The organism is Bradyrhizobium sp. NBAIM08, assembly GCF_020193935.1.
Lineage (GTDB): Bacteria > Pseudomonadota > Alphaproteobacteria > Rhizobiales > Xanthobacteraceae > Bradyrhizobium > Bradyrhizobium yuanmingense.
In genome coordinates this window covers 630,036-656,980 of record NZ_JADYVR010000001.1, presented here as the reverse complement: position 1 = coordinate 656,980, position 26,945 = coordinate 630,036, and the positions used below count along the sequence as shown (strand labels likewise).

Genomic DNA, 26,945 nt, shown 5'->3' with positions numbered 1-26,945 from the left:
TTGTTCCATATATGTTCTAAAGCGGCGAGGATGCCGGGTCACCGCCGCGAGGGCCTGCGGCGTCCATCAGCCTGCCGGGACACCGCTTTGCCGGCCGCGTGCCAGCGTGTCGGAGGGCGCCTCGTGGAAGATCGCGCGGTAGGCTGCGGCAAATTCGCCGAGATGATGGAAGCCTTGGGCACGTGCGCAGGTGGCCACGGTGACGCCGCCCTTGAGGAGGCGGGCGCGGGTCGCCCACAGCCTCTTCAGGCGAATGTACTGGTGCAGGCTCATGCCCCGCACCTTGCTGACGGCGCCGCCGAGCGTACGGATCGAGACGTCGAACTCGCGGGCGAGATCGGCTGTATAGATCGGCGCGGTCGGATAGGTAGCGACGTAGTCGTCGATGCGCTGCACGAGCTTGATCGCCCGCTCGCTGTGGACCGAGGTGCTCCGATCCGACGTCGAATCGATTCGAAACAAATCGTCGAGCGCGAGCAGCAGGCCTTCCTGCAGATGGGCCGCAACCTCGGTCGTCTCGAACAGGTCTGGCTGCACTGACGCGGTGCGCAGGATATCGAGCAGGAGCTGTCGGGTGTGGAGCAGGGCGGGCCGGTTCGCGACATGGGCGCGCAAATGGTCGGCGCGGTCGAACCAGCCCCGGTCTCTCAGCTCGGGGGAGAAGATGATCATGGCGTGATGATTGGTCCGGGGCTCGACGAAATGGCACTCATCGTTGCCGTGGAGGGCAGCGAAGAAGCGGGCGTCGAGATCCACACCTTTGAAGTTGACCTGAAGATCGTCGCTCATCGACAGGATCACCATCCCGCTCGGCATGCGATAAGCGGTATCTAGGATCCGCGCGAACGATCTCATCACGATGATGCGGCACGCCGGCAGGGAGACGATGGCTCGGGCCGCCGCGAAGTTCGGGATGTCGAGCGGAATGCTCCTCGCATCCTCCATCGTCTCAATCGGCCGAAACGCATCGACATCGGAGAAGCCGATCAGTTGAAGGGCAGAGGAGGGAGCGAGGTCGTCGAACAACATGATTCTGGCCGGCCGCTGAAATGAGACAATCAAAGGAACATCGCTGCATCATCAATGGCGAAGCATCGAGTTTCAGTAAACCGAATTTCAGGGCCGTAGTATTGCGGACATCATGCCATGAGGTACGTTGGATCATCGCCGTTTCTCAACGCTCTGCACCTTCATGTTGACAGCACCGAAACACGATCGGTTAAATCGTCATAAGTGACCTTTTCGGCTGATCTCATCTTTGATCTAGATCAAACATGAACGGCTTGGGGCCAGTGATCCACTGCGCAAGACATGATCTCGCAAAAGCGAAGGGGCCCGAAGGCCCCTTCAAACGTCACCAGCGGCGATAGCCGTAGTACCCATAATGGCGCGGCCCGTAATAGCGCGGCGGCCCATAGTACCGCGGGCCGTAATAATATGGCCGCGGCCTGTAGTAGTAGCCATAATAGTTCGGCCGCCACCAGCACCGTCCCCAGGCGTCGCAGACCATGCGGACCTGCTCGACGCCGGAGACCTGCGGTGTCGCAGGTGCAGGCGCGATGGGCATGGCGGATGCCGTCGACGATGCAACGAGGGCGCCGAACAGGATCGCGGCCATTCGGCCAGTCTTGAGGTTCATGATGTCTTCCTCCGCTTACGCGATGCAGGATATCGAGGTTGTTCTGATCAAATTGTGGCCGAACCGAAATGTAATACAGATGAACAGACCTTCGGCGAGCTGCCCCTTATGTCGCGGCTCGGCAGCGGGCCGCAGGCCGGGCAGGCCATGTCGTGACTTGAACTTGATCCTGCGCAATTCGCAAGTTTGCCTTGGCTCTTACTGTCGCCGTCATGGCAGCGGCGTGGTGCCTGCTGCCGGGCAAGGTGAGCTGAATGCGAGTCATTCCAGATCTGTCGATCTCGCCGGAGAAGGTGTTCTTCGTCATCTCGAAATCGCGCCGGTCCGACAGCGAAGCGGGCGGGGGTGGCGTCGTCCTGGACTTCGGCGACGACGACATGAGCTACGGCCGCGGTGGACGCGGCGAAAGCACCGACCGTGCGGAGCTCGCGGGCTTCATCCGCGCTCTCAATGTTGACGAGCAGATCGATCTCGTGGCGCTGACCTGGCTTGGCCGCGGTGACGGTGATCTCTCTGATTGGCGTCAACTGCGCGCCCAGGCCGCCCAGGCGCACAACCAGCGTACCGCCTCCTACCTGATCGGTACGCCAATGCTCGCCGACTATCTGGAGGAGGCGATGACGCAATTCGGCAAGTCCTTCGAGGAATTCGAAGAACAGCTCTGATGCCGGATGCGGCGTATGCAAGTGAAGGAGAAGTTGCGATGGACAAGATGAGAATGGACAAGGGTGACTGGCTGGTCGTGTGCGACGGGCGCAAGGCGCTCATTCTGGAAAACCTCGGCGACGAGATGTTTCCGAACCTCCACACCAGGGAGGTGCACGAGCAGCCCAATCCCGCGACCGCCGCTCAGGGGGCCGACGCGCCGGGCCGGTTGCATGGCGCGGTCGGCGGCGCACGCAGCTCGGTCGAGCAGACCGATTGGCACGACGAGGCCGAGCGCGCCTTTCTGCGGAGCCTAGCCGGCCGGCTCGATGCCGCCGTCAGCTCCGGTGAGACGACGGCCCTGACCATGGTGGCCTCGCCACGTGCGCTCGGCATGATCCGCGCCGATTATTCGGACGGGCTGCGCAAGGCGCTTCAGGGGGAGGTCGGCAAGGACCTCGTCAAGCTGCCGGTCTACGAGATCGAGAAGCAATTGCTGCGGTCGGGCGCCGCCAAATAACAGAGGAGTCGCAGCCGCCGCGGCGCCTCAGTAGCAGGGGTGCCGCCGGCCATCCTGACCAATATAAGCGGCCGCGCTGCGGTAGCAGTGGTTGGTCGCCGGGCCGTCATAGTAGGCGAAGGTGCCGGGGGTGATACCCGGGCCGTAATTGTGCAGGTAGCTGATCGGGTAGGGCAGCGGGCTCGCGTAGGAGCGGTGGTACCGGTGGCGGCCGTTCGCCTCCGCGAGGGCGGGGGCCAGGACCGCAGCCGTCAGGGCCGCAACCGCGGCGACACGAGTCAACTTGCTCATCTCGATTCTCCGGAACCTGCTCGAACGGGTCAGCCTGTTATAGCAATTTCGAGCGGCCAAGCATCGCTCCGGAGGCCCGAAATCAATGCCAATCCCGCAGATTTCCGGGTGGGTGTGACAGAATTGCCGGAGATGCGGCCAAAGCTGCCCATTTTTGGCCTTTTCGGGATGCTTAACGAATTCCCCACACAAGTATGACCAAAGACTATTCGGTTAAGAATTCTGCCGCCGGCCCCGGGGGGCATTTGCCGGCCCCTCGAGTCCGGTACATTCCTGAAGGCCTTCGCCGTCATCTCGCCATGCGCATCACGCTTCCGAGTCTGCTGTTGCTCTGCCTCGCCGCCGCCACGCCCGCGCGCGCCGAGCTGCACATCACGCGCGACCACGGCGGCTATGTCGAGGAGTACAAGGCCAAGTACAAGCGGGTGCGCGAAAAGGGCGAGCGGGTCATCATCGACGGCATCTGCAATTCGGCCTGCACGCTCGTGCTCGGCATCGTGCCGATGAACAAGATCTGCGTGACGCCGCGCGCGAGCCTCGGCTTCCACCAGGCCTATTACGACAAGGCGTTCACCTTCGGCATCAAGGTCACCAGCGCTGAGGGTACCTCCGATCTCATGTCCTACTACCCCGACACGGTGAAGGACTGGATTCGCCGCAATGGCGGGCTCACCACGGACATGAAGAAGATCAAGAACGGGGTCGAGCTCTGGAAGATCGTCAATCCCTGCCCGGACGAATGGTGAGCGGCTGAGACGGACCGCGATCCTCCGTCGCAGCGCAGCATATCGTTACCACGAAATTCGCATTGCCGCATGGCCGAGGGTCGGGCAATGAGGGCGGCAATGAACCATAATCAAGAAACCCTGGCCGCCCGCGCCGCGCCGATCCTGTTCGTGCTGCTCTGGAGCACCGGATTCATTGGGACCAAATACGTCGTCAACAATGCCGATCCCCTGACCTATCTCGCCATCCGCATGGCGATCGTGGTCGGGCTGATGGCAATCATCGCGGGAATCGCCCGGCCGAAATGGCCTGATAGCGCCGGCATCGCGCACAGCGCGGTCGCCGGCATCCTCGTCCACGGCTTCTATCTCGGCGGCACCGCGATTGCGATCGCGCATTCGATTCCGGCCGGCCTGTCGGCGCTGATTCCAGGTCTGCAGCCGATCCTGACCTCGACCATCGCCAATCGCTGGCTCGGCGAACGGGTCACGCCGCTGCAATGGGCCGGGCTCGTGCTCGGCCTCGGTGGGGTGGTGCTGATCCTGCACAACCGTCCGATGACCGGTGAAGCCGGGCTCGGCTGGCTCGCCTCGGTGGTCTCGCTGGTCAGCATCACGCTCGGCACGCTCTATCAGCGCCGCTATTGCAATCACATCGACTGGCGCGCCGGCAATCTCGTGCAGTACGTGGCGGTCACCATCTTCTTCGCGGTCGGCGCCTTCCTGTTCGAGGATCGCGTGGTGCACTGGACGCGGGAGTTTGTGCTTGCGCTCGCCTGGCTCGCGGTCGCGCTCTCGATCGGATCGATCGGGCTGTTGTACTGGCTGATCCGCCACGCCGCGGCGACCTCGGTCGCGAGCCTGTTCTATTTGGTTCCGGCCGTCACGGCCCTGATGGCCTATCTGCTGTTCGGAGAAAAGCTGGATGCGATTGCCATTGCTGGCATGGCGCTCTGCGCCGCGGCGGTCTTTGTGGTCAATTGGCGGTCCTGACGGCACGCAGTTCGGCTCGCCGGAAACGCGGAAGTGCTTCAACGCCGAGCAAGCGGCGAGGATAGATGCGGGCTGTCTCCGGGCGCGCCCGCACCCGGAGACGTCTTCCGGTGCGATCAGCGCTTGGCCTTCTTGGCCTTCTTCTTCGACTTGCCGGCTTTCTTGGTCGCCTTTTTCGCAGACTTTTTCGCGGCCTTCTTGGACGACTTCTTTGCGGCCTTCTTCGTCGTCTTCTTCGCAGCCTTCTTGGCTTTCTTCTTGGCCGCCTTCTTCGGCGCTACTTTCTTCGCGACCTTCTTGGCGGCTTTCTTCACCTGCTTGACTGCGGTGACTGCCGCGTCCTTGGTCGTTTCCACGGCAGTGGTGATCGTCTCCATCGCCTGTTCGGTGATCGGCTTCTCGTCGTCCATATCGTCCCCCACGGTTTGTATGGAGCGATGACGATAGCGGGTTTCGAAATTGTGTCAAAGCGACGCTCAACCTTTGCGGATCTTTGCGTAGGCGGCGAGCGCGCGTTCGCGTGCCCTGGCATGATCGACGATCGGTTGCGGATAGGTCTTGCCGATCGTGATGCCCGCGCTCGCAAGCTCGATCGGCGTTGCCTGCCAGGGCCGGTGGATCAGCTTGGCGGGCAGGGCCTTCAGCTCCGGAACCCAGCGTCGAACATAGGCTCCATCAGGATCGAACTTCTCGCCCTGGAGCTGCGGATTGAATATGCGGAAATAGGGCGCAGCGTCGGCACCGCAGCCGGCGACCCATTGCCAGTTGGCAGGATTGCTGCCGGCGTCCGCGTCGACCAGCGTGTCCCAGAACCAGGCCTCGCCCTCGCGCCAGTCGATCAGGAGGTGCTTGACCAGGAAGGAGGCCACCACCATCCGCACCCGGTTGTGCATCACGCCGGTGTGCCAGAGCTCGCGCAGGCCGGCATCGACGATGGGGTATCCGGTGCGCCCGCGCTGCCAGGCGGCGAGCGCTTCTTTGTCGGGCTGCCAAGGGAAGCCATCGAAGTTCGTCTGCAGGTTTTGGGTGGCGAGCTGGGGATGATCGTGGAGCAGGTGGCGGCAGAATTCGCGCCAGCCGAGCTCGCTCAGGAATTTATCCACACCCTGCCCGAGTGCTGGATCTTCCGCCGCGGCAAACCGGGCGGCGTGCCAGAACTGACGCGGGCTGAGCTCGCCGAAGCGCAGATGCGGCGACAGCCGTGAGGTGCCCTCTCGGTCCGGACGGTCGCGGTCGCCCACATACATTCGAACAGTGTGCTTGAGGAAGTCGCGCAGGCGCAGATGGGCAGAGGCGGCACCGGGGGTCCATGCCTCGCGCAGGCCGCCCGCCCAATCGGGCGTGGTAGGCTCGAGCGTCCAGCTCTCCAGTCGATCGCTTGCGATGCTCGGTGCAGGGCGCAGCTCCTTCGGCGCGGGCAGGGGCTTTGGCGGGTCGCCGAGGGCCAGTACGCGGCGCCAGAACGGGGTGAACACGCGCAGGCCCCGGCCGTCCTTGGTGCGGATCGCCGCGGGCGGGACCAGCAAGTCGCCCGGAAAGCTTTGCGCGTGCATGCCGAGCTTCGCAAGGGCCGCTTGGAGCTGTCGCTCAACCGCCTGATGCGGCGCCTGCGCGATCTCGTTCCAGTAGACGGCGCGGGCACCGCTCTGTCGCACCACCTCAGGGATCACCTTGGCCGCCGGTCCTCTGCGCAGGACGAGCGAGCCGCCGCGCGCGGCGATCTCGGCTCCGAGCGCCCGCAGCGACTGCGCCAGCCACCAGCGTGCCGCGCCGCCCGGCGCTCGCCCCGCCGCCTCGTCCAGTACGTAGAGGCAAAGCACCGGCGCTCCGGACTTGGCGGCGGCGTGGAGGGCGGGGTGGTCGGACAGGCGGAGATCGTCGCGAAACCAGACGATGACGGGCGGGGTCAGGGAAGGCCTCGTTTACCAATTGGAAACCGTACGGCGTGCGGCGGTGGGAACCCGTCGTTAATGCGGCTGTAAGTCAATTGCACCAATATGCAGGAATTACGGGGGTCATTCCATCCATGTCCAATCTTCTAACGGCGAAGTTCCTGCCGCGGTTCAAGCTCGGCACCAAAGCGGTCCTGTGCGCGGTGCTGCTGATCGCAATGAACACGGCGCTCGTGGTCGGCGCCGGCTATTGGTCACTGACATCCGCCTTCAATGACCGCGCCCTGCGCGACATCGAGGTCAATCTGCGCACGCTGGGGCTGGCCTTTGCGGAGACCGTTCCCGAAGCCAAGATCACGATCCGAGACGGCGCGGTGGTCCGCGCCGAGATCCCCAAAATGCCCGACTTCAGGGATCACGCCATCGTCGACCGGGCGGTGTCCTATGTCGGCGGCAACGCGACCCTGTTCGTGTTCGACGCGGCGAGCGGACAGTTCATCCGCCGCTCGACCAACGTGAAAAAGGAAAACGGCGACCGCGCCGTCGGGACCCAGCTGGCCGCCGATCATCCGGGGCAGGCCCCGCTGCGCCGTGGCGAGGCCTATAAGGGGCCGGCCACGCTGTTCGGCAAGACGTTCATGACCGCCTATTTCCCGATCGCCGATGGCACCGGCAAGGTCGCCGGCATTCTCTATGTCGGCATCCCCATGGTGCAGTTCGAGGGCATGCTGTCCCAGGCGATGGAGAGCATGGCGGCCGCTGCCGGGCTTGCCGCGCTTCTGGTGCTGGTCCTGACCCTGCTGGTCGTCCGGCGCATCACCCGGCCCCTGACCTCGGTGACGCATTCGCTCACCGCGCTTGCCAACGGTCAGAGCGACGTCGCGATCGAATGCGAGGACCGTGCCGACGAGATCGGCGAAATCGCCCGCACGGTCGCGGTGTTCAAGAGCAACTCGCAGGAGCGGGCGCGCCTGCGCACTGAGCAGGCAGCGGCAACCGCTGCCGCAGCCGAGCAGCGCAAGGCCGAGCTGCGCAACTTCGTCGAGGGGTTCCGCGGCAGCGTCGGCGGCATTCTCGACAAAGTGCTGGCATCGTCCGGCGAGTTCGAGCGCGCCGCGCGACAACTCACCGACGCCGCGCGCTCCACGGCAGATCTGTCGGCGCAGTCGGCGGGAGCTTCCGAAAGCGCCTCCGAGCATGTGCGTTCGGCGGCGTCCGCTTCCGACGAGCTGTCTCAATCCATCTCCGAGATCACCCGCCGGGTGCAGGAATCGAACGAGATCTCCGCCGAGGCGGTGCGGCAGGCCGAAGCGACGGACCAGCGCATCGCGCAGCTCTCGGAGGCCGGCTCGCGCATCGGCGACGTCGTCAAGCTGATCACCTCGATCGCCGAGCAGACCAATCTGCTGGCGCTGAATGCGACCATCGAGGCTGCACGCGCGGGCGATGCCGGCCGCGGCTTCGCGGTGGTGGCTCAGGAGGTCAAGACGCTCGCCGGCCAGACCGCGAAGGCGACCGACGAAATCTCGAACCAGATCGAGAGCATGCAGCTTGCGACCGAGGAATCGGTCGCAGCCATCAAGGCGATCAGCCAGACCATCGAGCGCATCAGCGGCATCGCAGGCTCGATCTCGGCGGCGGTCGAGCAACAGAAAAGCGCGACGCACAACATCGTGGCCAGCGTGCGCGCCGCGGTGTCAGGCACGGCCGATGTCGCGGTCAATGTCCGTCACGCCGCCAAGGGCGCCAGCGAGACGGGCGAAACGTCGAGCCGCATGTTTGCTTCCGCCCAGGCGCTGTCGGGCGAGAGCCTGCATCTGAAGGCCGAGGTCGAGAGCTTCCTCGACCGCGTGCACGCGGCGTGATTCTGGGTCATCATCCCGGGATGGTCCGAAGGACCAGCCCCGGGATCTCGAGATCTCGGGTTCGATGCTGACGCATCGCCCCGGGATGACTTTTTGGGGCCGCTATCCGCGACCGCCAAAAGTCATCTGGGCTGCGGGACGATGCGGATGTAGGGCTTCGGCTCCTTCCAGCCCTGCGGATAGATCGTCTTGGCCTCGTCGTTGGAGACCGAGCCCGCGATGATGACGTCGTCGCCCTGCGACCAGTCGGCCGGGGTGGCGACGCGATGCTTGGCGGTGAGCTGGAGCGAGTCGATGACGCGCAGGATCTCCTGGAAGTTCCGGCCCGTCGTCATCGGATAGACCAGCACCAGCTTGATCTTCTTGTCCGGGCCGATGATGAAGACGTTGCGGACGGTTTGGTTGTCGGCCGGCGTGCGGGTGAGGGGATCGCCAGAGGTCGAGGCTGGCAGCATGCCGTAGAGCTTGGAGACGTTGAAATCGGTGTCGCCGATCATCGGGTAGTTCGGCGCGGCGCCTTGGGTCTCCATGATGTCTTCCGACCATTTGGCATGACGGTCAACCGGATCGACCGAGAGGCCCATCAGCTTGACCCCGCGCTTGTCGAATTCCGGCTTCAGCTTGGCGAGGGCGCCGAGCTCGGTGGTGCAAACCGGCGTGAAGTCTTTCGGGTGTGAGAACAAGAGGGCCCAGCTGTTGCCGATCCAGTCGTGGAATTTGATCTTCCCTTCGGTGGTTTCGGCTTCGAAGTCAGGGGCGGTGGCGCCGATCGGAAGTGTCATGATCTTACCTCATCTCATTGAATCTAATCGAGAATTCGTCTCCGGCCGTCACATCCATTATAAGGGCTTCGCCGGCCTAAGTGAACGCCAACTGAACCGGCTCAAGTAAAATGTGAATTCCTTCTTTGAAGAGCCGATTTTCTAGCAACTTATTGTTACAGCGGCAGCTGCGGCGAAACAGGTCCACCCGGGGTCACACGGTCTCGCTCGCCCCGATAATGCCTTTTATGACTTTCATCACGCTCGCCCGGCGCGTTCTAGAACCAGATTGGTCCTGATAGCGACCAATTGGCAACCATCTAGAAAAGTCGCGATCCCCGTATCGAATCGTTAACCACCCCTTTACGCCGGCATGGAAATGCTGGTCGATCAGAAGAAGTCTGGAAGTGAACTATGTCCGCCGCCGCGCCTAAGCCCACCGAGTCGTCGTCCCTCGTGCCGTCCTGCCGTGATACTGCAGCTTATGCCCTTTCCGTCGTGCGCGACGGTGTGATCACGGGCGAAGGCCCGACCACCAAGGGACGGGTGCATTTCTCCCGCTCGCTCGACGCCGATGACACCGCCTGGTGCATGCGCATCCTTACCGCCACCGCCGTCAACGACCAGCCGGTCAGCCGCGCCGAGGCCGAAGTTCTGTTCGAGATCAACGAGGCCGCGACCGAGCGCACCGATGGCGGCCGGTTCGACGACCTGCTTGCCAAGGCGGTCGCCCATTATGCCGCGAGCGCCTCGGGCCTGAAGGTGCCGCCGCGCAGCGTCGCGCTGTCGGCCGACACCGAGATCGAGAGCTGGGCGCCGTCCTATGCCTCCAAGGTCAACAGCGAGATGCTGGAGTGGATCGCCGGCCAGATGCGCGGCAAGCGCCAGAACAACCGTCGCCTGATGGCGATGGTGGCGACCTTCCTCGGCGCCACCGCACTGCCTCTGGCGGGCCAATTGCCGAACGTGTTCGACATCGGGATGTAAGGCAAATGGGCCGCGGTCGCGGCTCACAGCTCGTGTCACGCTCGTGTCCGGGGCACGAGACTACCGCATTGTGACACCGCTGTCTCAACAGCGTCATTGCGAGCGCAGCGAAGCAATCCAGAATCCCTCCGCGGATACATTTCTGGATTGCTTCGCTGCGCTCGCAATGACGGAGCAAGTTGCGACACCGCGTCTCTCCAATTCGCGTGACTCGCAGGCACGCTGCCGCATCCTCGCGGCGCATTTCGCCCGAGCTTTGCCTTGTCGTCCCACCCTCAAGTGAAAGAGGGCGCAGGGAAGACCGGGTGCCGGCCGGGCACCCACGGTCCACTGTGCGAAAGGTGGCAACGAAGAATTTGCACAGCGGCATACAGGTGAAGCCAAACATCCGGCCTTCCCTGCGCAGTGGCTTTACGGCTTATGTCGTGCTCTCCCCGGGGAGCGATGCACTATTGCCCCCGTCGCCTTGCGGATGGCTGATGCGCATCGCCCGGTCGGGCAACCACATCACCGCAAGACTTGGCGCACAGACCCCGGGCGCCAGGACCACACGATTTTGCCGTACGCCGATGACACCGGTCGTATGCGCGAGGTCTTTGCTCACGGCTCTCCGCCCTGCAAACCCTTTCGCGCCAACGCCATCAGCGTCCACCGCCCCCCGGCCCGCGTTCGTGACGATCGCGATACGCCCCTCTTCCTTGGGCCGGGTTGCGCGACACATACGCGATTTCCGAATTTCGGTAAAGCGGAATATTTTGGGCCGCGTGCGTTGACCTAGCGCTCGCGTGTTTTGCCCGTCGGGCAACGCAAGGGAGTGGTGGTCGCAACTATTCAATCCGGCGCGGTCTGCGCCCGTGGATTCGGACCAAGGGCTTGCGCCGGCTTCGTCGCGGCCGGATAGAGTTCGGTCTCCAGATCGGCGACACGAACACGGGAGCAGTGTGCTCGACTGACTGCGCAAGCTGCAGGGCCGCTGACGCACGAAGCCGTTGAAATGAGATGGGAATTCCGGGCGTTCTGCCGCACCTTGTTCCCGGTTATTCGCGTGCCTTAACCAATAATTAATTATACGTTTGCGGGTGGGCGACAGCCCGGCCTAGCCTCCTTTCGGGGAGCCGCTATCGCGAAGCCAAACGAGTGTGGTGCGTATCATGATTGCCAGATCATATGGGGCGTTGTTCGCCTCGCTCAGCGCAGCTGCGCTGCTGTTCAGCTCCAGTGACAGTCTTGCCGGACACGCCGGCGCCACTGCGTCAGGCGTCGCAACTGCCGCCGCGGCGCCGGCTGCGGCACGTCCGCCGATCGGGCCGGGCGCCAGGTTCCACCGCCGCAGCGCTCCCTGGGTCTATTGGCCGGGCGGCGGCAGCTACTTCTACGACGGCGCCGGCTACAGCCAGCCCTTCGCCGATGTGAACCAGTCGCTCTCCGCCGATGTGCGCTACACCTACACCTATGATGTGCCCTGGGACTGGACGCATCGCTATCCGCCGAACGTCGTGCCGTCCAATCGGCCCTACGTGCCGAGCTGCCCGACGGAGCAGGTGACGGTGCCCGGCCGTGGCGGCAGCGAGCACACCGTCAACATCATGCGCTGCTATTGAGCTAGCCGAGTTCGAAGCTGGTGACGCCGAAGACGCGGTCGATGCGCAGCGGCGCGATCGGCCCCGTATACATCCGCGCCGTCTCGAACACCGGCTCGAGGCCGAGCTCCTCGGCGAGCGCGATCGCGACGGGATTGACGGCGGGGACGTCGAGGAAGACCTCGCCGGCGCCCGCGCTTCCCATTAGCGCCTGCACGACTTGATCCGCGGCGGCGCGATCGTCGGCGACGAGCGGGCCGATCTTGTAGCCCGTCCGGCAGGTCCGGATCACACCCCATGCAGCGAGCCTGCCCTCGCGCAGCAACGCGCGGCCGACATGACCTCGCGTGTTGATCCAGGCGCGCAGGAAGGCGCTGCGCGCGGCGGGGAATACACGGGCGTCATCGGCGTCCACCAGCGCAAACGGGACCTTGTCGAGCGCAACGACATCGGCAGACGGCTTGACGGATCCCGCAACGGTGCCGCCATAGCGGATATTGGCGTAAGCGAGCTGGAAACCCGACTTCTTGTAATTCTCCTGCTGCGCCACCACGCCGTCGAGGCCGATCACGCGCGCGCCTGCATGCGCAATCGCGGCATTCCACATGCGTAGGCCATGGCCCGCGCCGCGAAAGCGCTCGCGCACGATGTAGAAGCCAAGGAAGGCGAAGCGGTCGTCGTAATTGACGCAGGAGACGGTCGCGACCGGCTCGCCGTCGATCTCGCCGACGAAGAAGCCTCGGGCATCGGGGATCGCGAAGCAGGCGGCATCCGCCAGCCCCGGATTCCAGCCCTCCGCCGCGGCCCAGTCGACGGCGAGGGCGATTTCGTCGGGGCGCAAATTGCGGATCTGCAGATCACTCATTTCAAGCGCCTCATGATGGATGCCTTCGGCCATGGACCTGCCGACGGGTCTGGCTGTAGAAGGCCTCATGATAGGCCGAGCCTGCGGCTCGCCTCAACTGAAGGGATCATCGGATCATGGCAGTAGAGAAGGTTGCGCTCGTCACCGCCGGCGGCAGCGGCATGGGGGCGGGGGCTGCGCGGCGGCTGGCGGCGGACGGGTTTCGGGTCGCGATCCTGTCGTCCTCGGGCAAAGGCGAGGCGCTGGCGGCCGAGCTCGGCGGGCTCGGCGTTACCGGCTCGAACCAGTCGAACGATGACCTGAAGCGCCTCGTCGAGGCTGCGATGGCGAAGTGGGGACGGATCGACGTGCTCGTCAACAGCGCCGGGCACGGGCCGCGTGCCCCCATCACCGAGATCACCGACGAGCAGTGGCACACCGGCCTCGACACTTATCTCTTGAACGTGATCCGTCCGACCCGACTGGTGACGCCGCTGATGCAGGCGCAGAAGGGCGGCGCCATCATCAACATCTCGACCGCCTGGGCGTTCGAGCCCAGCGCGATGTTCCCGACCTCGGCGGTGTTCCGCGCAGGGCTCGCCGCCTTCACCAAGATCTTCACCGACGCTTACGCGGCCGACAATGTCCGCATGAACAACGTGCTGCCGGGCTGGATCGACAGCCTGCCGCAACAGGACGCGCGGCGCGACAGCGTGCCGATGAAGCGCTACGGCAAGGTCGAAGAGGTCGCGGCGACGATCTCGTTCCTCGCCTCCGACGGCGCCGCCTACATCACCGGCCAGAACATCCGCGTCGACGGCGGGCTGACGCGCTCGGTCTGAGCGGCCGCCTCAATGTGAGGCGATAAGCTGCGCCAGCTCCGGCAGGATCTTGTAGCGGGCGATCTCGTGCGGATACTCGCCGCGATTGGCCAGCAGGACGATGCCGATCCGCCGCGCCGGCACCAGGCCGATATAGCCGGAGGCGTTGTTGAGTCCGCCCGGCTTGTCGACGATGGTGACGCCTGGAAGGCGCACGGTCTCCCAGGCCAGGCCCTGTCCGAATCTTTCGTCGACGCGGAAGGCCTCGCGCTGCGTCAGCCGCAACGCCTCGCGCAAATGCGGGTCGATCGCGCGGCCGTCGACGCAGGCGGCCGCGAAGGCGGCAAGGTCGCGGGCGGAGGCGAACATCTGGCCCGTGCCGGGAAAATCGAAGTAGCTCTGCTGGTTGCCGATCGGCCCGATCGCCATGCCCTGGTCGGAATAGCCCTGGACCACGCGCTGCATCGCCGCCGCGTCCATGACGGCGCGATGGTCCGGACCGCGCTCGGGGAGGAAGGTGGAGCCCATGGCGAGGGGGCGGAGAATGCGGTGCTGGATCAGCGCATGGATCGGCTTGCCGTAGCAACGCTCGAGCACGAGCTGAAGCAGCACATAGCCGGCATGGGTGTAGACGCGTTGCCGGCCAGGTGCGATGCCGGGTGCCGGCGTGAAGGCGTTCAGCAGGGCGATGAACTGCTCGCGCGTAAACTCTTCGTTCGGCCAGGGCGGATGGTCGGTCGGCAGCAGCAGGCCCGACGTGTGCGTCGCCAACTGGCCCACAGTGACGTTGCGGATGTAGTTGCCGCTCAGCTCGGGCAGGTATTTCGGCAGACGATCGTCGAGCCGCAGCTCGCCGCGCAGATCATATCGGAATCGGCCGAGGCGCGGCGCTGGCAAAGCGCCATCGCCATCGCAATGGACGCGGCCTGGGCGAAGACTCGCCGGGTGATCGGGGATGAGATGACAACGGGCGCCACGTGCTCTGATCGATCATGCTGATGCGCCCCCGGGATGGTTTTAGTGAGGAGGGCGCGAGGTCCCAACTCACGATTGCGCGTTGTGGGTTCCCGCCAATCCAGATCACAAAACTGAGCCGTTCGGCTAACAATTGTTGACGTCCGCGATCCTGCGTGTATAGTTAGCTTCATGGCTAACCAATTATCCAACCTCGACCAGATCTTCGCCGCGCTCGCCGATCCGACGCGGCGGGCGATCGTGATGCGGCTGTGCGCGGGCGAGGCGTCGGTCGGCGAGCTCGCCGGTCCCTTCGACATGGCGCTGCCGAGCTTCATGAAGCACATCCATGTGCTGGAGACGAGCGGGCTCGTTCAGTCCGAGAAATCGGGACGCGTGCGCACCTGCCGTCTCAGCGCGGATGCGCTGGTCGGCGCCGAGGATTGGTTCCAGCAGCAGCGCGCGGTCTGGGAAGCGCGGCTCGACCGCTTCGAGGCCTATGTGATGAAGCTCAAGAAAGAAAGGGCGGCCGTCAAGCGGCCGTCCCGAACAACCAAACGGAAAGGTTCCTGACAATGACTGGTTCTGCCAACCCCGCTCTGTCGCAATGGTCGCTCGACCGCGAGATCGTGATGTCGCGCGTGATCGACGCGCCGCGCGATCTGGTGTTCGAGGCATGGTCCGACCCGAAGCATCTGCCGCAATGGTTCGGCCCGAAGGGCTTCAAGGTCGAGACCTTCGAGATCGACGTGCGCGTCGGCGGCGTCTGGCGCTTCAACATGATCGGGCCCGACGGTACGGTCTATCCGAACCGGATGCGCTTCCGCCGCATCGAGCGGCCGTCGCTGATGGAGATGGATCACGGTACAGACCAGGATGACGATCCCCGCATGTTCCGCTTCACCGTCACCTTTGCCGAGCAGAGCAACGGCAAGACCGTGCTGATGATGCGGCAGCTGGCCTCGAGCACCGAGCAGCGCGATGGCATGATCGGTTTCGGCGCCGTCGAATACGGCTACCAGACGCTCGACAAGCTCGCGGCCTATGTGGCGGGCATGAAGCGGTGAAGGCAGTCCCGCCATTCCCGGGCCCTGAGATGGCGAGCCGGGAATGACGGCGTGCGCGAACGCATTCTGATCAAGCCGCCGTCGAAATGGCGGCTTGCCTTGTACAGGTCAGGTCAGCGCGTTGGTGACCGGCGGCTCCTGCATCTGCTCCACCTGCGCGGCGCTGTCGGGACGAGCGGGTCCGAGCACGGGCTCGTCGCCGAGCGGTTCGAATGCGGGGCGGAAACTGAATTCGCCGCGGCCGTCGAGCGAGGGGCCTTCATTGTAACGGCCCGGCTGGAGCGGCGCTCCGTTGCGCTCGGTGCCCATGAACATGTAGCTGAATTCGGTCGCTTCCTTGCTCCGGTCGAAGCTGTTCGGAATCGGCAGAGCGGCATCTCCGCCCAGTTCCTCGATCACGGCGAGCCATTGCTGTTGATGCATGGTGTCGCGCGCGATCAGGTAGCTGAGCATGTCCTGCATGCCCGGATCGCTCGTGGAGTTGAAGAGGCGCACCGCCAGCGTTCGGCCGGTGGCTTCGGCGGCCACGTTGCAATACATATCGGCGGCGAGATTGCCGCTGGCGTAGATGTGCGAACAATCGAACGGGACGCCGTCGGCGTTGGCCGGGAAGGCCGCCATGCCGGTCGACAGGATGTGCCGATGCAGCATGCCCTCGATCACGTGTCGCGGCCGCTCGCCGCCGGACATCACCGCGCCGACGATCGGATTGCCCTGCATGCTGCTCTCCTGCATCGTCGCCGGTGCATTTTCCAGGTTCAGGGCGACCGCGGTCGAAAGCATCTCGATGTGGCTGATCTCCTCGGTTGCGGTGTTGAGCAACACGTCGCGATATTTGGCCGGACCGCGCGCGCCCCAGGCCTGGAAGAAATATTGCAGGCAGACGCGGATCTCGCCTTCCACGCCGCCGATCGCCTGCTGCAGTTGGCGGGCGAAGATCGGGTCGGGCTTTTCGACCCTGACCGGGTATTGCAGTCGCTTGTCGAAATAGTACATGCGCAACTCCTTTTTGTTCTGTCGCATTGGCGCAATGAAGGCCGTGGGGTTGCGTTCCTAATCATCTGCAATCGCGGTTCAGATCGCTTCGAAATTCGCGGACCGCAAAGCCGAAATTGACGCGGTCCCCCACCACCACTCCTATGCGCGTCGATGGGAAGGTACGGCGACCTCGTCGAACAACTCGGCCAGAGCATCGAGCGCAACGCGCATCGCCGGTCCTTGCATCGCCGCGCCATGGCCGGTCACGACGATCTCGGGAGCAAGCGCGGCAAGTTCGCGCACCGAGGTTTTTGCGCTGGCCCAATCCGGCGTGAAATACATCGGCGGCCCGTGCATCTCTGGCGTTTGCGTCATTGCCGCGTAAACTGACTCCTGCCGGGTGGTGATGAAGGCGTCGCCGGCGATCAGGACGCGGTCGCGCTCGCGCCAGAGCGAGACATGACCGGGCGTGTGGCCGGGCGTCGGGATCCACTGCCAGTCTTGCATGAAGGGCACGCTGTGGTCCGAGGGCAGATCATAAAGGCGGGATGCGACGTTGACGGGTCTTGTCGGAAACAGCGGAGAGAGCAGGGCGAGCAAGCCGCCACCGACACTCGGATCGGCTGGCGGATAGGATTGCGTGCCGTCGAGATAGGGATGCTCGGCGTGATGCGCATAAACCGGGACGTCCCACTCGTTCGCCAGCGTCTCGAGCACACCGACGTGATCGAAATGAGCGTGTGTCATGATGATGCAGGCCGGGCGGCCGTGGCCGCCGAACCGAGCCTTGGCGGCGGAGCGAATCGCCGGTGCCGCTCCGGGGATGCCGGCGTCGACCAGTACCCAGTTGCCGTCGCCAGCACCTTCGCGGCCGACAAAGATCACGTTGACGATGGCAAGCTGCCGGTAGGCAACGTCGGCCACGATCTGTCGTGTGTTGTCGTTTCGCTCGAGGTCGAATTCGGGGTTTTCCGCCTCGGCCGCCGGGGAAAGAGGAATTTGCGTCATGCCGGTCCGTGTCGACCCAGTCTGATGTGTCATCGTTCTATCGTGCCCATCCGCCGGATTTTCTTCTGGAGCAGCATCACGCCGTAGAGCAGCGCTTCCGCGGTCGGCGGGCAGCCGGGGACGTAGATGTCGACCGGCACCACGCGGTCGCAGCCGCGCACGACGGAATAGGAGTAATGGTAATAGCCGCCGCCGTTGGCGCAGGATCCCATCGAGATCACGTAACGCGGCTCGGGCATCTGGTCGTAGACCTTGCGGAAGGCCGGGGCCATCTTGTTGGTCAAGGTGCCTGCCACGATGATCACGTCGGATTGACGCGGTGAGGCCCGCGGCGCAAAGCCGAACCGCTCGGCGTCATAGCGCGGCATCGACATCTGCATCATCTCGACGGCGCAGCAGGCGAGTCCAAACGTCATCCACATCAGCGATCCCGTCCGCGCCCAGGTGATCAAATCCTCGGCGGTGGCGGTGAAGAAGCCCTTGTCCGCGAGGTCATCGCGGATCTGCATGAAATAGGGATCTGAGGCGTTGTCCGGCTGCCCCTGGCCCGGACGCGGCACCGGGAAATTGCTGGCGGGTGAAGGACTGTCGGTCATTAGATCATCATTGTCGTTTGGGTGAGGGCGCAACTTCGCGCTGTGACCACGCGCTGCTGTGAACGGCGGGGCGCAGCCGGCGTTCCCGCGGTCGAAGACCACGTTTGCGTTTGGCTATCGCAGGTTAGCGCTGGGTCCTTCGGCCGGAACAGGCAACGAAGACATGGTCTCCCCTGCGGCAATCAGCGCGGCCGTGTTAGGAACAATCGCCCGTGCTTCCCGGTTGCGCGAACGAGCCAGTCAAATGGAGAACAGGAAAATGGCCAATGCAGCCCGCGATACGTTCGTGGTGGGACTACGCAATGCGCATGCGATGGAAGTGCAGGCGCGAGAGTTGATGGAGCGCCAGTCGGAGCGGCTGGACGAATATCCCGAGGTCAAGGCGAAGATCACGGCGCACCTTCAGGAGACCAATGAGCAGCTGCGTCGCCTCGAAAAGTGCCTGGAAGCCTGTGGCGAGAGCACGTCGAGCCTGAAGGATACGGCGCAGTCGGTGATGGCCAACATGATGGCCATGGCGCATTCGGTTGCCGGCGACGAGATTCTGAAGAACACTTTCGCGAACAACGCCTTCGAGAATTTCGAGATCGCCGCCTACAAGTCGCTGCTCGCGCTGTGCGGCGCGGCCGGCATGCCGGAGGCGAAGGAGCCGCTCGAGACGTCATTGAAGGAGGAGCAGCGCATGGCGGCCTGGATCGATTCCAATGTCGAGAAGGTCACCATGGAGTACCTCACGCATCAGCGCCAGGCCGCGTAGTTCTTCGCGTTCCTCGCTGACAGCGAACCACCGGCGCGCCCCGCGGCCGGTGGTTTTTTCGCGCCGCCGGGTTCCCTGCCATCTGCGCGTGAGCCTAGGAACGATCGCTGCGATCAGGCTTTGGCAGTGATGACGCACATCATCTTCAGCGATTACCGCAATCCCGCGGCGGAGCAGGCCTACGAGATCGCCTGGGACTTTCTTACGCGAACGGGCGCCATCAGCGACGAATTCGACGCCTGCGTGTTCCTGGCGCAGCGCATCACCGTGATGGTCGAGGAGGGACACACGAATCGGATCCGCATGGCCAACCGCGCGATCTCCGAATACCAGCGCCATGCCGCGGAACGCGACGATCTCATCCGTGGCGGCGGCCGTTACGCCGAAAGGCGTTGAGCGCCGGCGAAGCGGGTTCACTCCCTGGCTTCGTCCGTGACGATGTCGCCGAGCTTCTGCCAGCGCTGGCCGTCGAACTGCACCATCTGGAACTGCTTGTTGACGCGATAGTCCGTCGGCGTGGTCGTGACCGAGATCCCCGGGAGCGTCAGGTCGAGCTCGACGTTCTTGAGGTTGGCCGCCTGTCGCATCACGTTCTCGCGGGTCAGATCGTCGCCGCATTGCTTCAGCACTTGCACCAGGAGCTGCGCGGTGATGTAGCCGTAGACGTTCAGGTTCGAATCCTTGTCGCCCTCGGGATAGTACTTGGCCATGAAGGCGAGGTAGCGCTTCATGCCCGGGTCGTCCTTCCATTCGGGATCCGCGGCATCCTTGACGTATCCGACGCTGATGATGCCCTTGGAATTGTCGAGCCCGGCGGGCTTGAGCACGGCGCTGAGCGAGGAGGCGTTGATGTCGATGATGTGCAGCGCCTTCCAGCCGATCTCGGCCATCTTCTTGATGGCCTGCGCGGCCTGCTTCGGCGTGGTCGCGCTGAACAGCACGTCGGCGCCCGCATCCTTCAACCGCAGGATCTGCGAGTCGATCGTCGGCTCGTTGATCTCGTAGGAGGTCTCGGCGACGACCATGTTCGCCTTGTCGCCGAGGCCCGCCTTGAGGCCGGCGAGATAATCCTTGCCGAGATCGTCGTTCTGGTAGAGCACGCCGATTTTGGCGTTCGGATGGTTCTTCAGGAGGTATTGCGCATAGATCCGGCCCTCGACGAGGTAAGAGGGGTTGAAACCCATGGTCCAGGGGAAGTTCTTCGGATCGGTGAAGCGTGCGGCGCCGGTGGCGGCGAAGAGCTGCGGGATCTTCTTGGCGTTGAGATATTTCTGCACGGCGACGTTCGGGGCGGTGCCGATGATCTGGAAGGTCAAAAGCACTTCGTCGCTTTCGACGAGCTTGCGGACCTGCTCCACCGTCTTCGGCGGCGAATAGGCATCGTCATACTGGATCAGCTCGACCTTGCGGCCGTTCACGCCGCCCTGGTCGTTGATCATCCTCAGATAGGCGGCCTGGGTCTTGCCGATCACCGCGTAGGCCGAGGCCGGGCCGCTGAGCGGCACGGTCTGGCCCACCTTGATCGCGGTGTCGGACGCGCCGGGATCGTATTTCTTTTGTGCCTGCGCTGCCGCGACCGAGAGGAGAAGGGCGGAGGCTGCGATGAATTTGGTGACGACGTTTTTCATGTCGGTTTCCTCCAGCAATCCTCATTCGCCCTTGAGGCCGGCGTCGCGGATCAGCTTGGTCCATTTCTGCGTTTCGGCGTCGATGAACTTGCTGAACTCGGCGGCGGTGCCTGGGCGCACTTCGAGGCCCTGCGCGGTCAGCTTGTCCTTGATCGCAGGCTCGGCGAGCGCCCGCAGAACCTCGGCCTGGAATTTGTCCACGATGGCGCGCGGCGTCGTGGACGGCACCATGAAGCCGTACCAGCCGGCCGCAGCCACATTGGGAAAGCCCTGCTCGCGCAGCGTCGGTGCCTGCGGATACAGCGCGCTGCGCTCGGCCGAGGCGACGCCGAGCACGGTGAACTTGCCGCTCTGGATGTAGGGCAAGGCCGTCGGCAGCGCGGTCAGTGTGGCGTCGACGCGTCCGGCGAGCAGCTCGGTGTAGGAGGCCGCATCGCCCCGGAACGGGATGTTCAAACCCTTGACGCCGGCGTCGCGGAACAGGAGCTCTCCGGCAAGATGCGGCTGCGAGCCGGCGCCTGGGGAGGCGAAGGTGAGGCCGTCGGGCTTGGATTTGCCGTAGGCGATCAGGTCGGGAAGCGTCTTGAACGGCGCGTCGGCGCTGATGATGAGGAACAGCGGCGCGATCACCACCATCGCCACCGGCGCCAGATCCTTGCGCTCATAGGTCAGCTTGCCGAACAGCGCCTCGGCGGTGGCGTAGGGCGCCGCGACATAGAGGATGGTGTAGCCGTCGCCCGGCGCATGGGCGACCATGTCGTTGGCGATGCGCGTGCCGGCGCCCGGCTTGTTCTCGACAATAAACTGCTGACGCAGGCTGCGGCCGAACTCTTCGGCGAGCAGACGCAGCGAGATGTCGTTGGACCCGCCGGGCCCGTAAGGCGAGATCAGACGGACCATGCGCGAGGGCCAGGCGTCCTCGGCATGTGCCCTCATGCCTGAGCCGGCCGCGAGCCCGCCCGCGATCGTGCCCAGCAGAGCTCGCCGCGTCACCTTGAACGATGCCACTGTTGTCTTCCTCCCTGTATTTGTTTCTCTTTTATCTGCCGCTCTTACGACCTCAGATCACCTTTCGTTGGGTGAGCTGCTCGATCCTGGCGTCCGAGAGCCCGAGCCAATCCCGGTAGACCTCGTCATTGTCCTGGCCGACGTCGCCCGCGGCATGGCGCAGGCGCGCGGGATCGACGGTGAAACGCGGCACGACATTGGTCATGGCGACCGTGCCGAAATCCCGGTCGGCAACGCGCGTGATCACCTCGCGCGCCTTCACCTGCGGGTCGTCGGCGATCTGGTCGATCGAATAGATCGGGGCGAGCGTTCCCTGCGCGGCATTGAATCTCGCGAGGACCTCGTCGAGGGGATGCGCGGCGCACCAGGCCGCGAAGATGTCGTTGAGTTCGACGGCGTGCTTGACGCGCTGCTCATTGCCGGCAAAGCGCGGATCCGCGATCAGATCGGGGCGGCCGATCGCCCGGCAGTTCGCTGCAAAGAGCGCGTTGGTCGAACCTGCGAGCGTGACCCAGTGACCGTCGCGGGTGCGAAACACCGCGGCCGGTGCTGAATAACCATTGGCGTTGCCGATGCGGCTGCGAACGGTGCCGAGCTGGTCGTGCTCGATGGCGAGGACGTCGAGCAGGCGGAAGGTGGCTTCGGTCAGCGCGAGATCGATCTCCTCGCCCGGCGCATCCGTGTCGCGCGCCCGCTTCCACAGCGCTGCCAGCACGCCGACGGCGCCGAACAGGCCGCCGATCGAATCCCCGATCGGGTATCCGGGATGGGTCGGTTCGCCGCCGCTCTCGCCGGTGATGTAAGTCAGTCCGCCCATGGCCTCGAAGATGCGGGCGAAGCCGGGGCGCTCGCGATAGGGACCATCCTGCCCGAAGGCGGTGGCGCGCAGAATCACGAGACGCGGCTGGATCGACCACAGCACCTCCTTGGGAAGCCCCCAGCGATCCAGCGTTCCCGGACGAAAATTCTCGATCAGCACGTCGAAGCGTGGAAGCAGCTGCTTGAACAGCGCAAGCCCTTCCGGCGTGCGCAGATCGAGCGTGGCAAACTTCTTGTTGCGGTTGGCGGCCTTCCACCACAGCGGCTTGCCGTTCTTGAACGGAGGAAACGACCGCACGCCGTCGCCGTGCCCGGGCATCTCGATCTTGAGCACGTCCGCGCCGTAGTCGGCCAGCAGCGTGGCGGCGAACGGCGCGGCGATGATCGTCGCGATGTCGAGAACCTTCAATCCTTCGAGCGGTCCAGCCATATCATGTTCCGGCGCTTGTGATTTTCTTGGTTTTGCGCGGCGGCGTCGTAAGCTCGGCCTGCCCGACGATGGCGCGGATGCTGTCGGCGAGCGCCGCGATGCGCGGACCGATCTCGCTCTCGAGCTGACCTGGCTGGAGCCGGAAGGCGGGGATGCCGCAATTGATCGAGAACGACTGCTTCGATTCGCTCGCATGAAACAGCGGCGCGGCGACGGCATGGATCGAGGCCATGTACTCGCCCCAGCAGGTGCAGAAGCCGCGGCTTTTGCATTGCGCGATGCCGGCGCGGTATTTGTCGCGGAGCGCCGACCACAATCCGGCATCCTCGGCGGCGAGATTGCGTTCCAGCCGGTCTGCATCGGCCGGCGGCAAGGTCGCCGCCGCGGCGCGGCCCATGGCGGTCATCACGACGGGAATGGGCATGCCGATGTCGGGCACGTGCGGGCCGACATCGCCGGAGCGCGCGGTCTCGACATAGATCATCGACGTCGCATCGAGCAGGCCGATCGACACCGTGCCGCGGACGCTGTGCGCCAGCTCCTGCATCATGGGCCGCGCAACTTGGCGGAATTGCATTCCGGCGAGCAGGGGATGCGCCATCCGCAGCGCCCGTGCACCGACGCGGTACTTCGACCGCTCGGCGTCGTAGCGGAGATAGCCGAGCTCGGCCAAGGTATGGGTCAGCCTCGCCACCGTCGGGCGCGGGATGCCGGTCAGCGTCGACAGCTCCATGTTGCCCAGCAGCGTGCTCCCGGCCTTGAACGCCTCGAGCACGACGAGCCCCTTGGCCAGAGTGGTGGCGAAAGCGGCGTCATCCGCGCTCTCGGCCAGCACGGCTGCGGCAGAGGAGAGCGGGCGCTGCGGCTTGGGTGAGTCAGTCGGAGCCATCCCCGAATATCAGACGGACGGATTTCAAATGTCCAATAGATTCGCCATCCATGGGAAAATTGTCCGATATGTGGACACTCGGCTCAGCGCTTCTTGCGCCTTCCGGGCACCGCTGGAACGACCGGGCACACAGATTTTTGTCGTGATTGCCTGTCGTTCCGTGACAGGATTATTACGACGACGTGTCAGATCGATAATTTTTGCGGAGCGGTTCATGTTGCAGTGGCAGGCGCGGTCAAATCCCCTGGCGTGGTGGTGGGGATCCCTCACGCTTGTGAGCAGCGCCAATATCCTCGTCTGGTTCATGCTCTATCGTGAGTTCTATCCGACGCCTTCGGCCAGCCTCGGTGGCGGCTCGGACATCGGGCTGATGTTCCTGCTGTGCGCCGGCTATGTGTTCGGCTGCGCCTTCCGTTCGGTGCTGCCGCGCGCCGACGTGCAGCGCATCTGCCTGTTCGACACCTGGCTCTCCAGCGTCGCCGTCGGCCGGACGGTGGCGACGGTGGCCGAGCTCTGCTTCGCCGCGCAATGGGCCATCATCCTGCATCAGCTCGGCAAGATGACGGGCGCGGAGACCGCGGTGAACATCGCGCTCGTGATCGTGCCGATCATCATCATCGCGGAATGCTTCTCCTGGTACGCGGTGGTGACGACCAACTTCCTCTACAACGCGATCGAGAATTCGCTGTGGGCTGTGACCTTCTTCCTGGCCGGCATCGCGCTGTGCCGCCTGATGCCGGAATTCCAGGGCGTGGTGCGCTGGGCGCTGATGTCAGGCATCGTCGGCATCGCCTGCTTCCTCGCCTTCCTCATCACCGTCGATGTGCCGATGTATCTCAGCCGCTGGCGGGCAGGGCATGAAGAGGGCAACACATTCCTCGGCTTCCTCGAAGGACTGCATGACGTCTCGACGCGCTGGGTGGTGACCCATGACATCGCGCACTGGAAGGGCGAGCTGACCTGGATGTTCCTGTATTTCAGCGCCGCGGTGTGGTCGAGCCTCGCGCTCTGCGCGCTCTACGCGATGGAAGGCTATCTGACGCGCTATCTCGCCTGACGGTCAGATTCCAACTTGACGCGTTCTCTGAAGCGAAGCGGTATCCACTTCGCTTCAGAGGCTTTATTTGCCGACCAGGCTGCATTTGCTGCGATCGAGCGGGCGGAAGGCCTGGTCGGGCGGGATCGTCGCGACCAGCTTGACGAAGTCCCACGGGCCCTTGGATTCCTCCGGTGTCTTGACCTGCACCAGATAGAGATCGTGCACCATGCGTTGGTCCTCGCGAATGCGGCCGTTGGGGGTGTAGGCGTCCGACACCGGCGTCGCCTTCATTTTGGCCATCACGACGGCGCCCTCATCGGAACCGGTGTCCTTCACGGCCTGCAGATAGTGGCGCACGGCGGAATAGACGCCGGCCTGAATCTGCGAGGGCATCGCCTTGCGGCGAGCATAGAACGCATCGGAGAATTTCCGGGCTGCCGGCGAGACATCCTCGAAGAAGGAGGTGACGATGAGATCACCGCGCGTCGCTTTGAGCCCAACCGCCTCGATGTCGACGTTCTGGAACGACATCGGCACGATCTTCATGCCTTGGCTGGCGAGGCCGAACTCCTCGGCCTGCTTGATCGCGGTCGCGTTGTCGCCGGCAACGTTGATGGCCAGGATCTTGGCGCCCGACGACTGCGCCTGGAGCAGGAATGAGCTGTAATCGGGCGTGCCGAGCTGCGCCTTGACGCTGCCGGCGACCTTGCCGCCGAGTGCGGCGATGCGCTCGCGTGCGGTCACCTCGATCGAATGGCCGAAGGCGTAGTCGCCGGTGATGAAGAACCAGGGCTCCTTGCTGGTCTGCATGATGCCGGAGACCACGGCGGTCGCGGTGGAATAGGCGTCCTGGGTCCATTGCACGCTGGTCGGCGCGCACGCTTCATCGGTCAGCTGGTTCGCGCCGGCGCCGGAGATGAGGAATATCTTGCCGTTGCCGCGCACCAGCTCCTGCACCGCCAGCGCTGCACCGGAGCTGCCGCCATCGGCGACGGCCTGGACCCCGTCGCTGAACCATTTTCGCGCCAGCGATGCGGCGAGATCCGGCTTGTTCTGGTGATCGGCCTGCAAGATCTCGATCGGCTTGCCGTTGATCTTGCCGCCGAACTCCTCGGCGGCCATTCGCGCCGCTTCGACTGAGCCCGGACCCATGGCGGTCGCGAACACGCCGTTCATGTCGGTGAGGACGCCGATGCGGATGGCCTCGCCTTTGATCTCGGCCCGCGCGGGGAGGGGCGCGAGCGCAAGTGCGATCAGGAGGGTGGCGACGGAGGTGGTGCGGGTCGTGCCCATGGCGTTTCCTTGATGTTATCGTTGATTGATCGATGTTGACGGTCAGGCCAGTTCGGCGATCACCGTGTTGCGCAGGGTGCCGATGCTGGAGATCTCGACCTCGACGGTGTCGCCGGGGCGCATCCACAGCGGCGGCGTGCGCTTGGCGCCGACACCGCCTGGCGTGCCCGTGACGATGACGTCGCCGGGCAGGAGCGGGCAGATGGTGGAGATGTAGGCGATCAGCTCGGGGATGGCGGTGATCAGGAGATCCGTCGTGGTGTCCTGCACGACGTTGCCGTTGAGCCTTGTCTGCAAGGTGAGCTTTGACGGATCCGGAATCTCGTCGGTCGTCACCAGCCACGGACCGAAACTGCCGCTCTCGGCAAAGGTCTTCCCGGCGAGGAATTGGCTGGTGTGGCGCTGCCAGTCGCGGATGCTGCCTTCGTTGTAGCAGGAATAGCCGGCGACGTGGTCGAGCGCGCGGCCGGGGGGAATGTGACGGCCCGCCGTGCCGATGACGAGCGCGAGCTCGCCTTCATAGTCGAAGTCGTCGCTCACCCCAGGTTTGACGATGGGCTGGAGATGGCCGACCTGGCTACAGGCAAAGCGCGCAAACAGCGCCGGCTTTTCGGTGACGGTGCGGCCGGCCTCGGCGACGTGGTCGCGATAGTTGAGGCCGACGCAGATGATCTTGCCGGGATCGGGAATCACGGGCGCGAAGTTGATCTTGTCGAGCGGATGATCAGGGGCCGCGGAGGCGGCCAGCCTTGCCGCCTCGGCGAGCCGACCGGCTTCGAGCAGCTCCCGCAGCGTGGTGCACGCCGCCATCCGCGCGCCGAGATCGACGACACCGTTGTCCTTGACGGCGCCGAAGGTGGGGCGTCCGTCGGCGAGGAAAGAAAGCAGCTTCATGAAATGTCCTTGACAGGGTTCG

Annotated in this window: 30 protein-coding genes; 13 read left to right on the top strand and 17 right to left on the bottom strand. The window is 64.4% G+C overall.

The genetic code is table 11. From position 1 onward, the window contains the following. Positions 1–66: 66 nt before the first annotated feature. Both I6F37_RS03085 and I6F37_RS03080 read right to left on the bottom strand, forming a co-directional pair. Positions 67–1,029, bottom strand: a complete 963-nt coding sequence (locus I6F37_RS03085) for an AraC family transcriptional regulator (RefSeq protein ID WP_036011167.1) — start codon at positions 1,027–1,029, stop codon at positions 67–69. Between the two features lie 325 nt (positions 1,030–1,354). Beyond that, the gene (locus tag I6F37_RS03080; protein ID WP_036011170.1) at positions 1,355–1,639 is read right to left on the bottom strand and encodes a hypothetical protein; all 285 of its coding nucleotides are present in this window, start codon (positions 1,637–1,639) and stop codon (positions 1,355–1,357) included. 254 nt (positions 1,640–1,893) lie between these two features. Between I6F37_RS03080 and I6F37_RS03075 the strand changes: the two genes are divergently transcribed. Then, positions 1,894–2,304: a DUF3775 domain-containing protein gene (locus I6F37_RS03075; protein WP_036011173.1), complete on the top strand. Its 411-nt coding sequence runs from the start codon at positions 1,894–1,896 to the stop codon at positions 2,302–2,304. A 38-nt stretch (positions 2,305–2,342) separates the two neighbouring features. Continuing rightward, positions 2,343–2,804: a host attachment protein gene (locus I6F37_RS03070; RefSeq protein ID WP_036011176.1), complete on the top strand. Its 462-nt coding sequence runs from the start codon at positions 2,343–2,345 to the stop codon at positions 2,802–2,804. 27 nt (positions 2,805–2,831) lie between these two features. On the opposite strand, the gene I6F37_RS03065 is transcribed toward I6F37_RS03070, so the two are convergent. Then, entirely contained in the window at positions 2,832–3,095 is a 264-nt protein-coding gene (locus I6F37_RS03065) for a hypothetical protein (RefSeq protein ID WP_225113203.1), read from the bottom strand. A gap of 299 nt (positions 3,096–3,394) precedes the next feature. Between I6F37_RS03065 and I6F37_RS03060 the strand changes: the two genes are divergently transcribed. Continuing rightward, on the top strand, positions 3,395–3,841 hold the full coding sequence (locus I6F37_RS03060) for a hypothetical protein (protein WP_036011182.1): 447 nt from the start codon (positions 3,395–3,397) through the stop codon (positions 3,839–3,841). 99 nt (positions 3,842–3,940) lie between these two features. Continuing rightward, the gene (locus I6F37_RS03055) at positions 3,941–4,813 is read left to right on the top strand and encodes a DMT family transporter (RefSeq protein ID WP_036011183.1); all 873 of its coding nucleotides are present in this window, start codon (positions 3,941–3,943) and stop codon (positions 4,811–4,813) included. A 116-nt stretch (positions 4,814–4,929) separates the two neighbouring features. Here I6F37_RS03055 and I6F37_RS03050 read toward each other — a convergent pair whose 3' ends face one another. After that, on the bottom strand, positions 4,930–5,223 hold the full coding sequence (locus I6F37_RS03050) for a hypothetical protein (protein ID WP_036011186.1): 294 nt from the start codon (positions 5,221–5,223) through the stop codon (positions 4,930–4,932). Between the two features lie 66 nt (positions 5,224–5,289). Beyond that, positions 5,290–6,681, bottom strand: a complete 1,392-nt coding sequence (locus tag I6F37_RS03045; RefSeq protein ID WP_249795204.1) for a deoxyribodipyrimidine photo-lyase — start codon at positions 6,679–6,681, stop codon at positions 5,290–5,292. 158 nt (positions 6,682–6,839) lie between these two features. Here I6F37_RS03045 and I6F37_RS03040 point away from each other — a divergent pair, with 158 nt between their 5' ends. Further along, positions 6,840–8,570, top strand: a complete 1,731-nt coding sequence (locus tag I6F37_RS03040; RefSeq protein ID WP_057029674.1) for a methyl-accepting chemotaxis protein — start codon at positions 6,840–6,842, stop codon at positions 8,568–8,570. Between the two features lie 122 nt (positions 8,571–8,692). On the opposite strand, the gene I6F37_RS03035 is transcribed toward I6F37_RS03040, so the two are convergent. Then, positions 8,693–9,352 (bottom strand): peroxiredoxin, encoded by a 660-nt coding sequence (locus I6F37_RS03035; RefSeq protein ID WP_036011192.1) that lies wholly within the window; start codon positions 9,350–9,352, stop codon positions 8,693–8,695. A gap of 393 nt (positions 9,353–9,745) precedes the next feature. Here I6F37_RS03035 and I6F37_RS03030 point away from each other — a divergent pair, with 393 nt between their 5' ends. Both I6F37_RS03030 and I6F37_RS03025 read left to right on the top strand, forming a co-directional pair. After that, the gene (locus I6F37_RS03030; RefSeq protein WP_036041420.1) at positions 9,746–10,318 is read left to right on the top strand and encodes a hypothetical protein; all 573 of its coding nucleotides are present in this window, start codon (positions 9,746–9,748) and stop codon (positions 10,316–10,318) included. 1,151 nt (positions 10,319–11,469) lie between these two features. Continuing rightward, the gene (locus I6F37_RS03025; protein ID WP_225150212.1) at positions 11,470–11,919 is read left to right on the top strand and encodes a hypothetical protein; all 450 of its coding nucleotides are present in this window, start codon (positions 11,470–11,472) and stop codon (positions 11,917–11,919) included. Position 11,920: 1 nt separating this feature from the next. On the opposite strand, the gene I6F37_RS03020 is transcribed toward I6F37_RS03025, so the two are convergent. Next, positions 11,921–12,763, bottom strand: a complete 843-nt coding sequence (locus tag I6F37_RS03020; RefSeq protein WP_225150211.1) for a GNAT family N-acetyltransferase — start codon at positions 12,761–12,763, stop codon at positions 11,921–11,923. Positions 12,764–12,879: 116 nt separating this feature from the next. On the opposite strand from I6F37_RS03020, the gene I6F37_RS03015 reads away from it, so the two are divergent. Then, positions 12,880–13,584, top strand: coding sequence for an SDR family oxidoreductase (locus I6F37_RS03015; protein ID WP_225150210.1), 705 nt, complete (start codon positions 12,880–12,882; stop codon positions 13,582–13,584). Between the two features lie 9 nt (positions 13,585–13,593). Here the strand turns inward: I6F37_RS03015 and I6F37_RS03010 are convergent, their stop codons facing one another. After that, a complete protein-coding gene (locus I6F37_RS03010; protein ID WP_225150209.1) occupies positions 13,594–14,460 on the bottom strand; it encodes a serine hydrolase in 867 nt (288 codons plus the stop codon). A gap of 249 nt (positions 14,461–14,709) precedes the next feature. Here I6F37_RS03010 and I6F37_RS03005 point away from each other — a divergent pair, with 249 nt between their 5' ends. Both I6F37_RS03005 and I6F37_RS03000 read left to right on the top strand, forming a co-directional pair. Continuing rightward, positions 14,710–15,090, top strand: a complete 381-nt coding sequence (locus tag I6F37_RS03005) for a helix-turn-helix transcriptional regulator (RefSeq protein ID WP_225124943.1) — start codon at positions 14,710–14,712, stop codon at positions 15,088–15,090. Positions 15,091–15,092: 2 nt separating this feature from the next. Further along, positions 15,093–15,584: an SRPBCC family protein gene (locus I6F37_RS03000; protein ID WP_225124945.1), complete on the top strand. Its 492-nt coding sequence runs from the start codon at positions 15,093–15,095 to the stop codon at positions 15,582–15,584. A 108-nt stretch (positions 15,585–15,692) separates the two neighbouring features. On the opposite strand, the gene I6F37_RS02995 is transcribed toward I6F37_RS03000, so the two are convergent. The 3 genes from I6F37_RS02995 to I6F37_RS02985 form a co-directional block, all read right to left on the bottom strand. Continuing rightward, positions 15,693–16,580: a manganese catalase family protein gene (locus I6F37_RS02995; RefSeq protein WP_057029680.1), complete on the bottom strand. Its 888-nt coding sequence runs from the start codon at positions 16,578–16,580 to the stop codon at positions 15,693–15,695. Between the two features lie 141 nt (positions 16,581–16,721). Further along, positions 16,722–17,570, bottom strand: a complete 849-nt coding sequence (locus tag I6F37_RS02990; protein WP_225150582.1) for an MBL fold metallo-hydrolase — start codon at positions 17,568–17,570, stop codon at positions 16,722–16,724. 29 nt (positions 17,571–17,599) lie between these two features. Beyond that, positions 17,600–18,166, bottom strand: coding sequence for an NADH-quinone oxidoreductase subunit B family protein (locus I6F37_RS02985; RefSeq protein WP_225124950.1), 567 nt, complete (start codon positions 18,164–18,166; stop codon positions 17,600–17,602). A 259-nt stretch (positions 18,167–18,425) separates the two neighbouring features. Between I6F37_RS02985 and I6F37_RS02980 the strand changes: the two genes are divergently transcribed. After that, positions 18,426–18,923, top strand: coding sequence for a ferritin-like domain-containing protein (locus I6F37_RS02980; protein WP_036013491.1), 498 nt, complete (start codon positions 18,426–18,428; stop codon positions 18,921–18,923). A 129-nt stretch (positions 18,924–19,052) separates the two neighbouring features. Beyond that, positions 19,053–19,319, top strand: coding sequence for a hypothetical protein (locus tag I6F37_RS02975; protein WP_081493004.1), 267 nt, complete (start codon positions 19,053–19,055; stop codon positions 19,317–19,319). Between the two features lie 17 nt (positions 19,320–19,336). Here I6F37_RS02975 and I6F37_RS02970 read toward each other — a convergent pair whose 3' ends face one another. The 4 genes from I6F37_RS02970 to I6F37_RS02955 are packed head-to-tail and all read right to left on the bottom strand — an operon-like array spanning position 19,337 to position 23,697. Continuing rightward, complete coding sequence (locus I6F37_RS02970; RefSeq protein WP_057029683.1) at positions 19,337–20,551, bottom strand: ABC transporter substrate-binding protein; 1,215 nt, start codon at positions 20,549–20,551, stop codon at positions 19,337–19,339. Positions 20,552–20,572: 21 nt separating this feature from the next. Then, complete coding sequence (locus I6F37_RS02965) at positions 20,573–21,559, bottom strand: tripartite tricarboxylate transporter substrate binding protein (protein WP_036013495.1); 987 nt, start codon at positions 21,557–21,559, stop codon at positions 20,573–20,575. Between the two features lie 52 nt (positions 21,560–21,611). After that, entirely contained in the window at positions 21,612–22,808 is a 1,197-nt protein-coding gene (locus I6F37_RS02960; protein ID WP_225114978.1) for a CaiB/BaiF CoA-transferase family protein, read from the bottom strand. Position 22,809: 1 nt separating this feature from the next. Continuing rightward, positions 22,810–23,697 carry an IclR family transcriptional regulator gene (locus tag I6F37_RS02955; RefSeq protein WP_036013501.1) on the bottom strand — a complete coding sequence of 296 codons (888 nt, stop codon included), beginning with the start codon at positions 23,695–23,697 and terminating at the stop codon, positions 22,810–22,812. 214 nt (positions 23,698–23,911) lie between these two features. On the opposite strand from I6F37_RS02955, the gene I6F37_RS02950 reads away from it, so the two are divergent. Then, positions 23,912–24,754 (top strand): hypothetical protein, encoded by an 843-nt coding sequence (locus I6F37_RS02950; RefSeq protein ID WP_036013504.1) that lies wholly within the window; start codon positions 23,912–23,914, stop codon positions 24,752–24,754. 63 nt (positions 24,755–24,817) lie between these two features. On the opposite strand, the gene I6F37_RS02945 is transcribed toward I6F37_RS02950, so the two are convergent. Continuing rightward, positions 24,818–26,029 (bottom strand): ABC transporter substrate-binding protein, encoded by a 1,212-nt coding sequence (locus I6F37_RS02945; protein ID WP_036013507.1) that lies wholly within the window; start codon positions 26,027–26,029, stop codon positions 24,818–24,820. 42 nt (positions 26,030–26,071) lie between these two features. Further along, entirely contained in the window at positions 26,072–26,923 is an 852-nt protein-coding gene (locus tag I6F37_RS02940) for a fumarylacetoacetate hydrolase family protein (RefSeq protein WP_225150208.1), read from the bottom strand. Positions 26,924–26,945: the final 22 nt, after the last annotated feature.

Coding starts and splice junctions, on each gene's coding strand:
- I6F37_RS03030 (WP_036041420.1), top strand. CDS start 9,746: ATGTCCGCCGCCGCGCCTAAGCCCACCGAGTCGTCGTCCCTCGTGCCG.
- I6F37_RS02980 (WP_036013491.1), top strand. CDS start 18,426: ATGGCCAATGCAGCCCGCGATACGTTCGTGGTGGGACTACGCAATGCG.
- I6F37_RS03050 (WP_036011186.1), bottom strand. CDS start 5,223: ATGGACGACGAGAAGCCGATCACCGAACAGGCGATGGAGACGATCACC.
- I6F37_RS03070 (WP_036011176.1), top strand. CDS start 2,343: ATGGACAAGATGAGAATGGACAAGGGTGACTGGCTGGTCGTGTGCGAC.
- I6F37_RS02990 (WP_225150582.1), bottom strand. CDS start 17,570: ATGACGCAAATTCCTCTTTCCCCGGCGGCCGAGGCGGAAAACCCCGAA.
- I6F37_RS02995 (WP_057029680.1), bottom strand. CDS start 16,580: ATGTACTATTTCGACAAGCGACTGCAATACCCGGTCAGGGTCGAAAAG.
- I6F37_RS02955 (WP_036013501.1), bottom strand. CDS start 23,697: ATGGCTCCGACTGACTCACCCAAGCCGCAGCGCCCGCTCTCCTCTGCC.
- I6F37_RS03035 (WP_036011192.1), bottom strand. CDS start 9,352: ATGACACTTCCGATCGGCGCCACCGCCCCTGACTTCGAAGCCGAAACC.
- I6F37_RS03020 (WP_225150211.1), bottom strand. CDS start 12,763: ATGAGTGATCTGCAGATCCGCAATTTGCGCCCCGACGAAATCGCCCTC.
- I6F37_RS03080 (WP_036011170.1), bottom strand. CDS start 1,639: ATGAACCTCAAGACTGGCCGAATGGCCGCGATCCTGTTCGGCGCCCTC.
- I6F37_RS02950 (WP_036013504.1), top strand. CDS start 23,912: ATGTTGCAGTGGCAGGCGCGGTCAAATCCCCTGGCGTGGTGGTGGGGA.
- I6F37_RS02940 (WP_225150208.1), bottom strand. CDS start 26,923: ATGAAGCTGCTTTCTTTCCTCGCCGACGGACGCCCCACCTTCGGCGCC.
- I6F37_RS03005 (WP_225124943.1), top strand. CDS start 14,710: ATGGCTAACCAATTATCCAACCTCGACCAGATCTTCGCCGCGCTCGCC.
- I6F37_RS02975 (WP_081493004.1), top strand. CDS start 19,053: ATGACGCACATCATCTTCAGCGATTACCGCAATCCCGCGGCGGAGCAG.
- I6F37_RS03040 (WP_057029674.1), top strand. CDS start 6,840: ATGTCCAATCTTCTAACGGCGAAGTTCCTGCCGCGGTTCAAGCTCGGC.
- I6F37_RS02985 (WP_225124950.1), bottom strand. CDS start 18,166: ATGACCGACAGTCCTTCACCCGCCAGCAATTTCCCGGTGCCGCGTCCG.
- I6F37_RS02960 (WP_225114978.1), bottom strand. CDS start 22,808: ATGGCTGGACCGCTCGAAGGATTGAAGGTTCTCGACATCGCGACGATC.
- I6F37_RS03000 (WP_225124945.1), top strand. CDS start 15,093: ATGACTGGTTCTGCCAACCCCGCTCTGTCGCAATGGTCGCTCGACCGC.
- I6F37_RS03060 (WP_036011182.1), top strand. CDS start 3,395: ATGCGCATCACGCTTCCGAGTCTGCTGTTGCTCTGCCTCGCCGCCGCC.
- I6F37_RS02945 (WP_036013507.1), bottom strand. CDS start 26,029: ATGGGCACGACCCGCACCACCTCCGTCGCCACCCTCCTGATCGCACTT.
- I6F37_RS03085 (WP_036011167.1), bottom strand. CDS start 1,029: ATGTTGTTCGACGACCTCGCTCCCTCCTCTGCCCTTCAACTGATCGGC.
- I6F37_RS03075 (WP_036011173.1), top strand. CDS start 1,894: ATGCGAGTCATTCCAGATCTGTCGATCTCGCCGGAGAAGGTGTTCTTC.
- I6F37_RS03055 (WP_036011183.1), top strand. CDS start 3,941: ATGAACCATAATCAAGAAACCCTGGCCGCCCGCGCCGCGCCGATCCTG.
- I6F37_RS03015 (WP_225150210.1), top strand. CDS start 12,880: ATGGCAGTAGAGAAGGTTGCGCTCGTCACCGCCGGCGGCAGCGGCATG.
- I6F37_RS03025 (WP_225150212.1), top strand. CDS start 11,470: ATGATTGCCAGATCATATGGGGCGTTGTTCGCCTCGCTCAGCGCAGCT.
- I6F37_RS02970 (WP_057029683.1), bottom strand. CDS start 20,551: ATGAAAAACGTCGTCACCAAATTCATCGCAGCCTCCGCCCTTCTCCTC.
- I6F37_RS03065 (WP_225113203.1), bottom strand. CDS start 3,095: ATGAGCAAGTTGACTCGTGTCGCCGCGGTTGCGGCCCTGACGGCTGCG.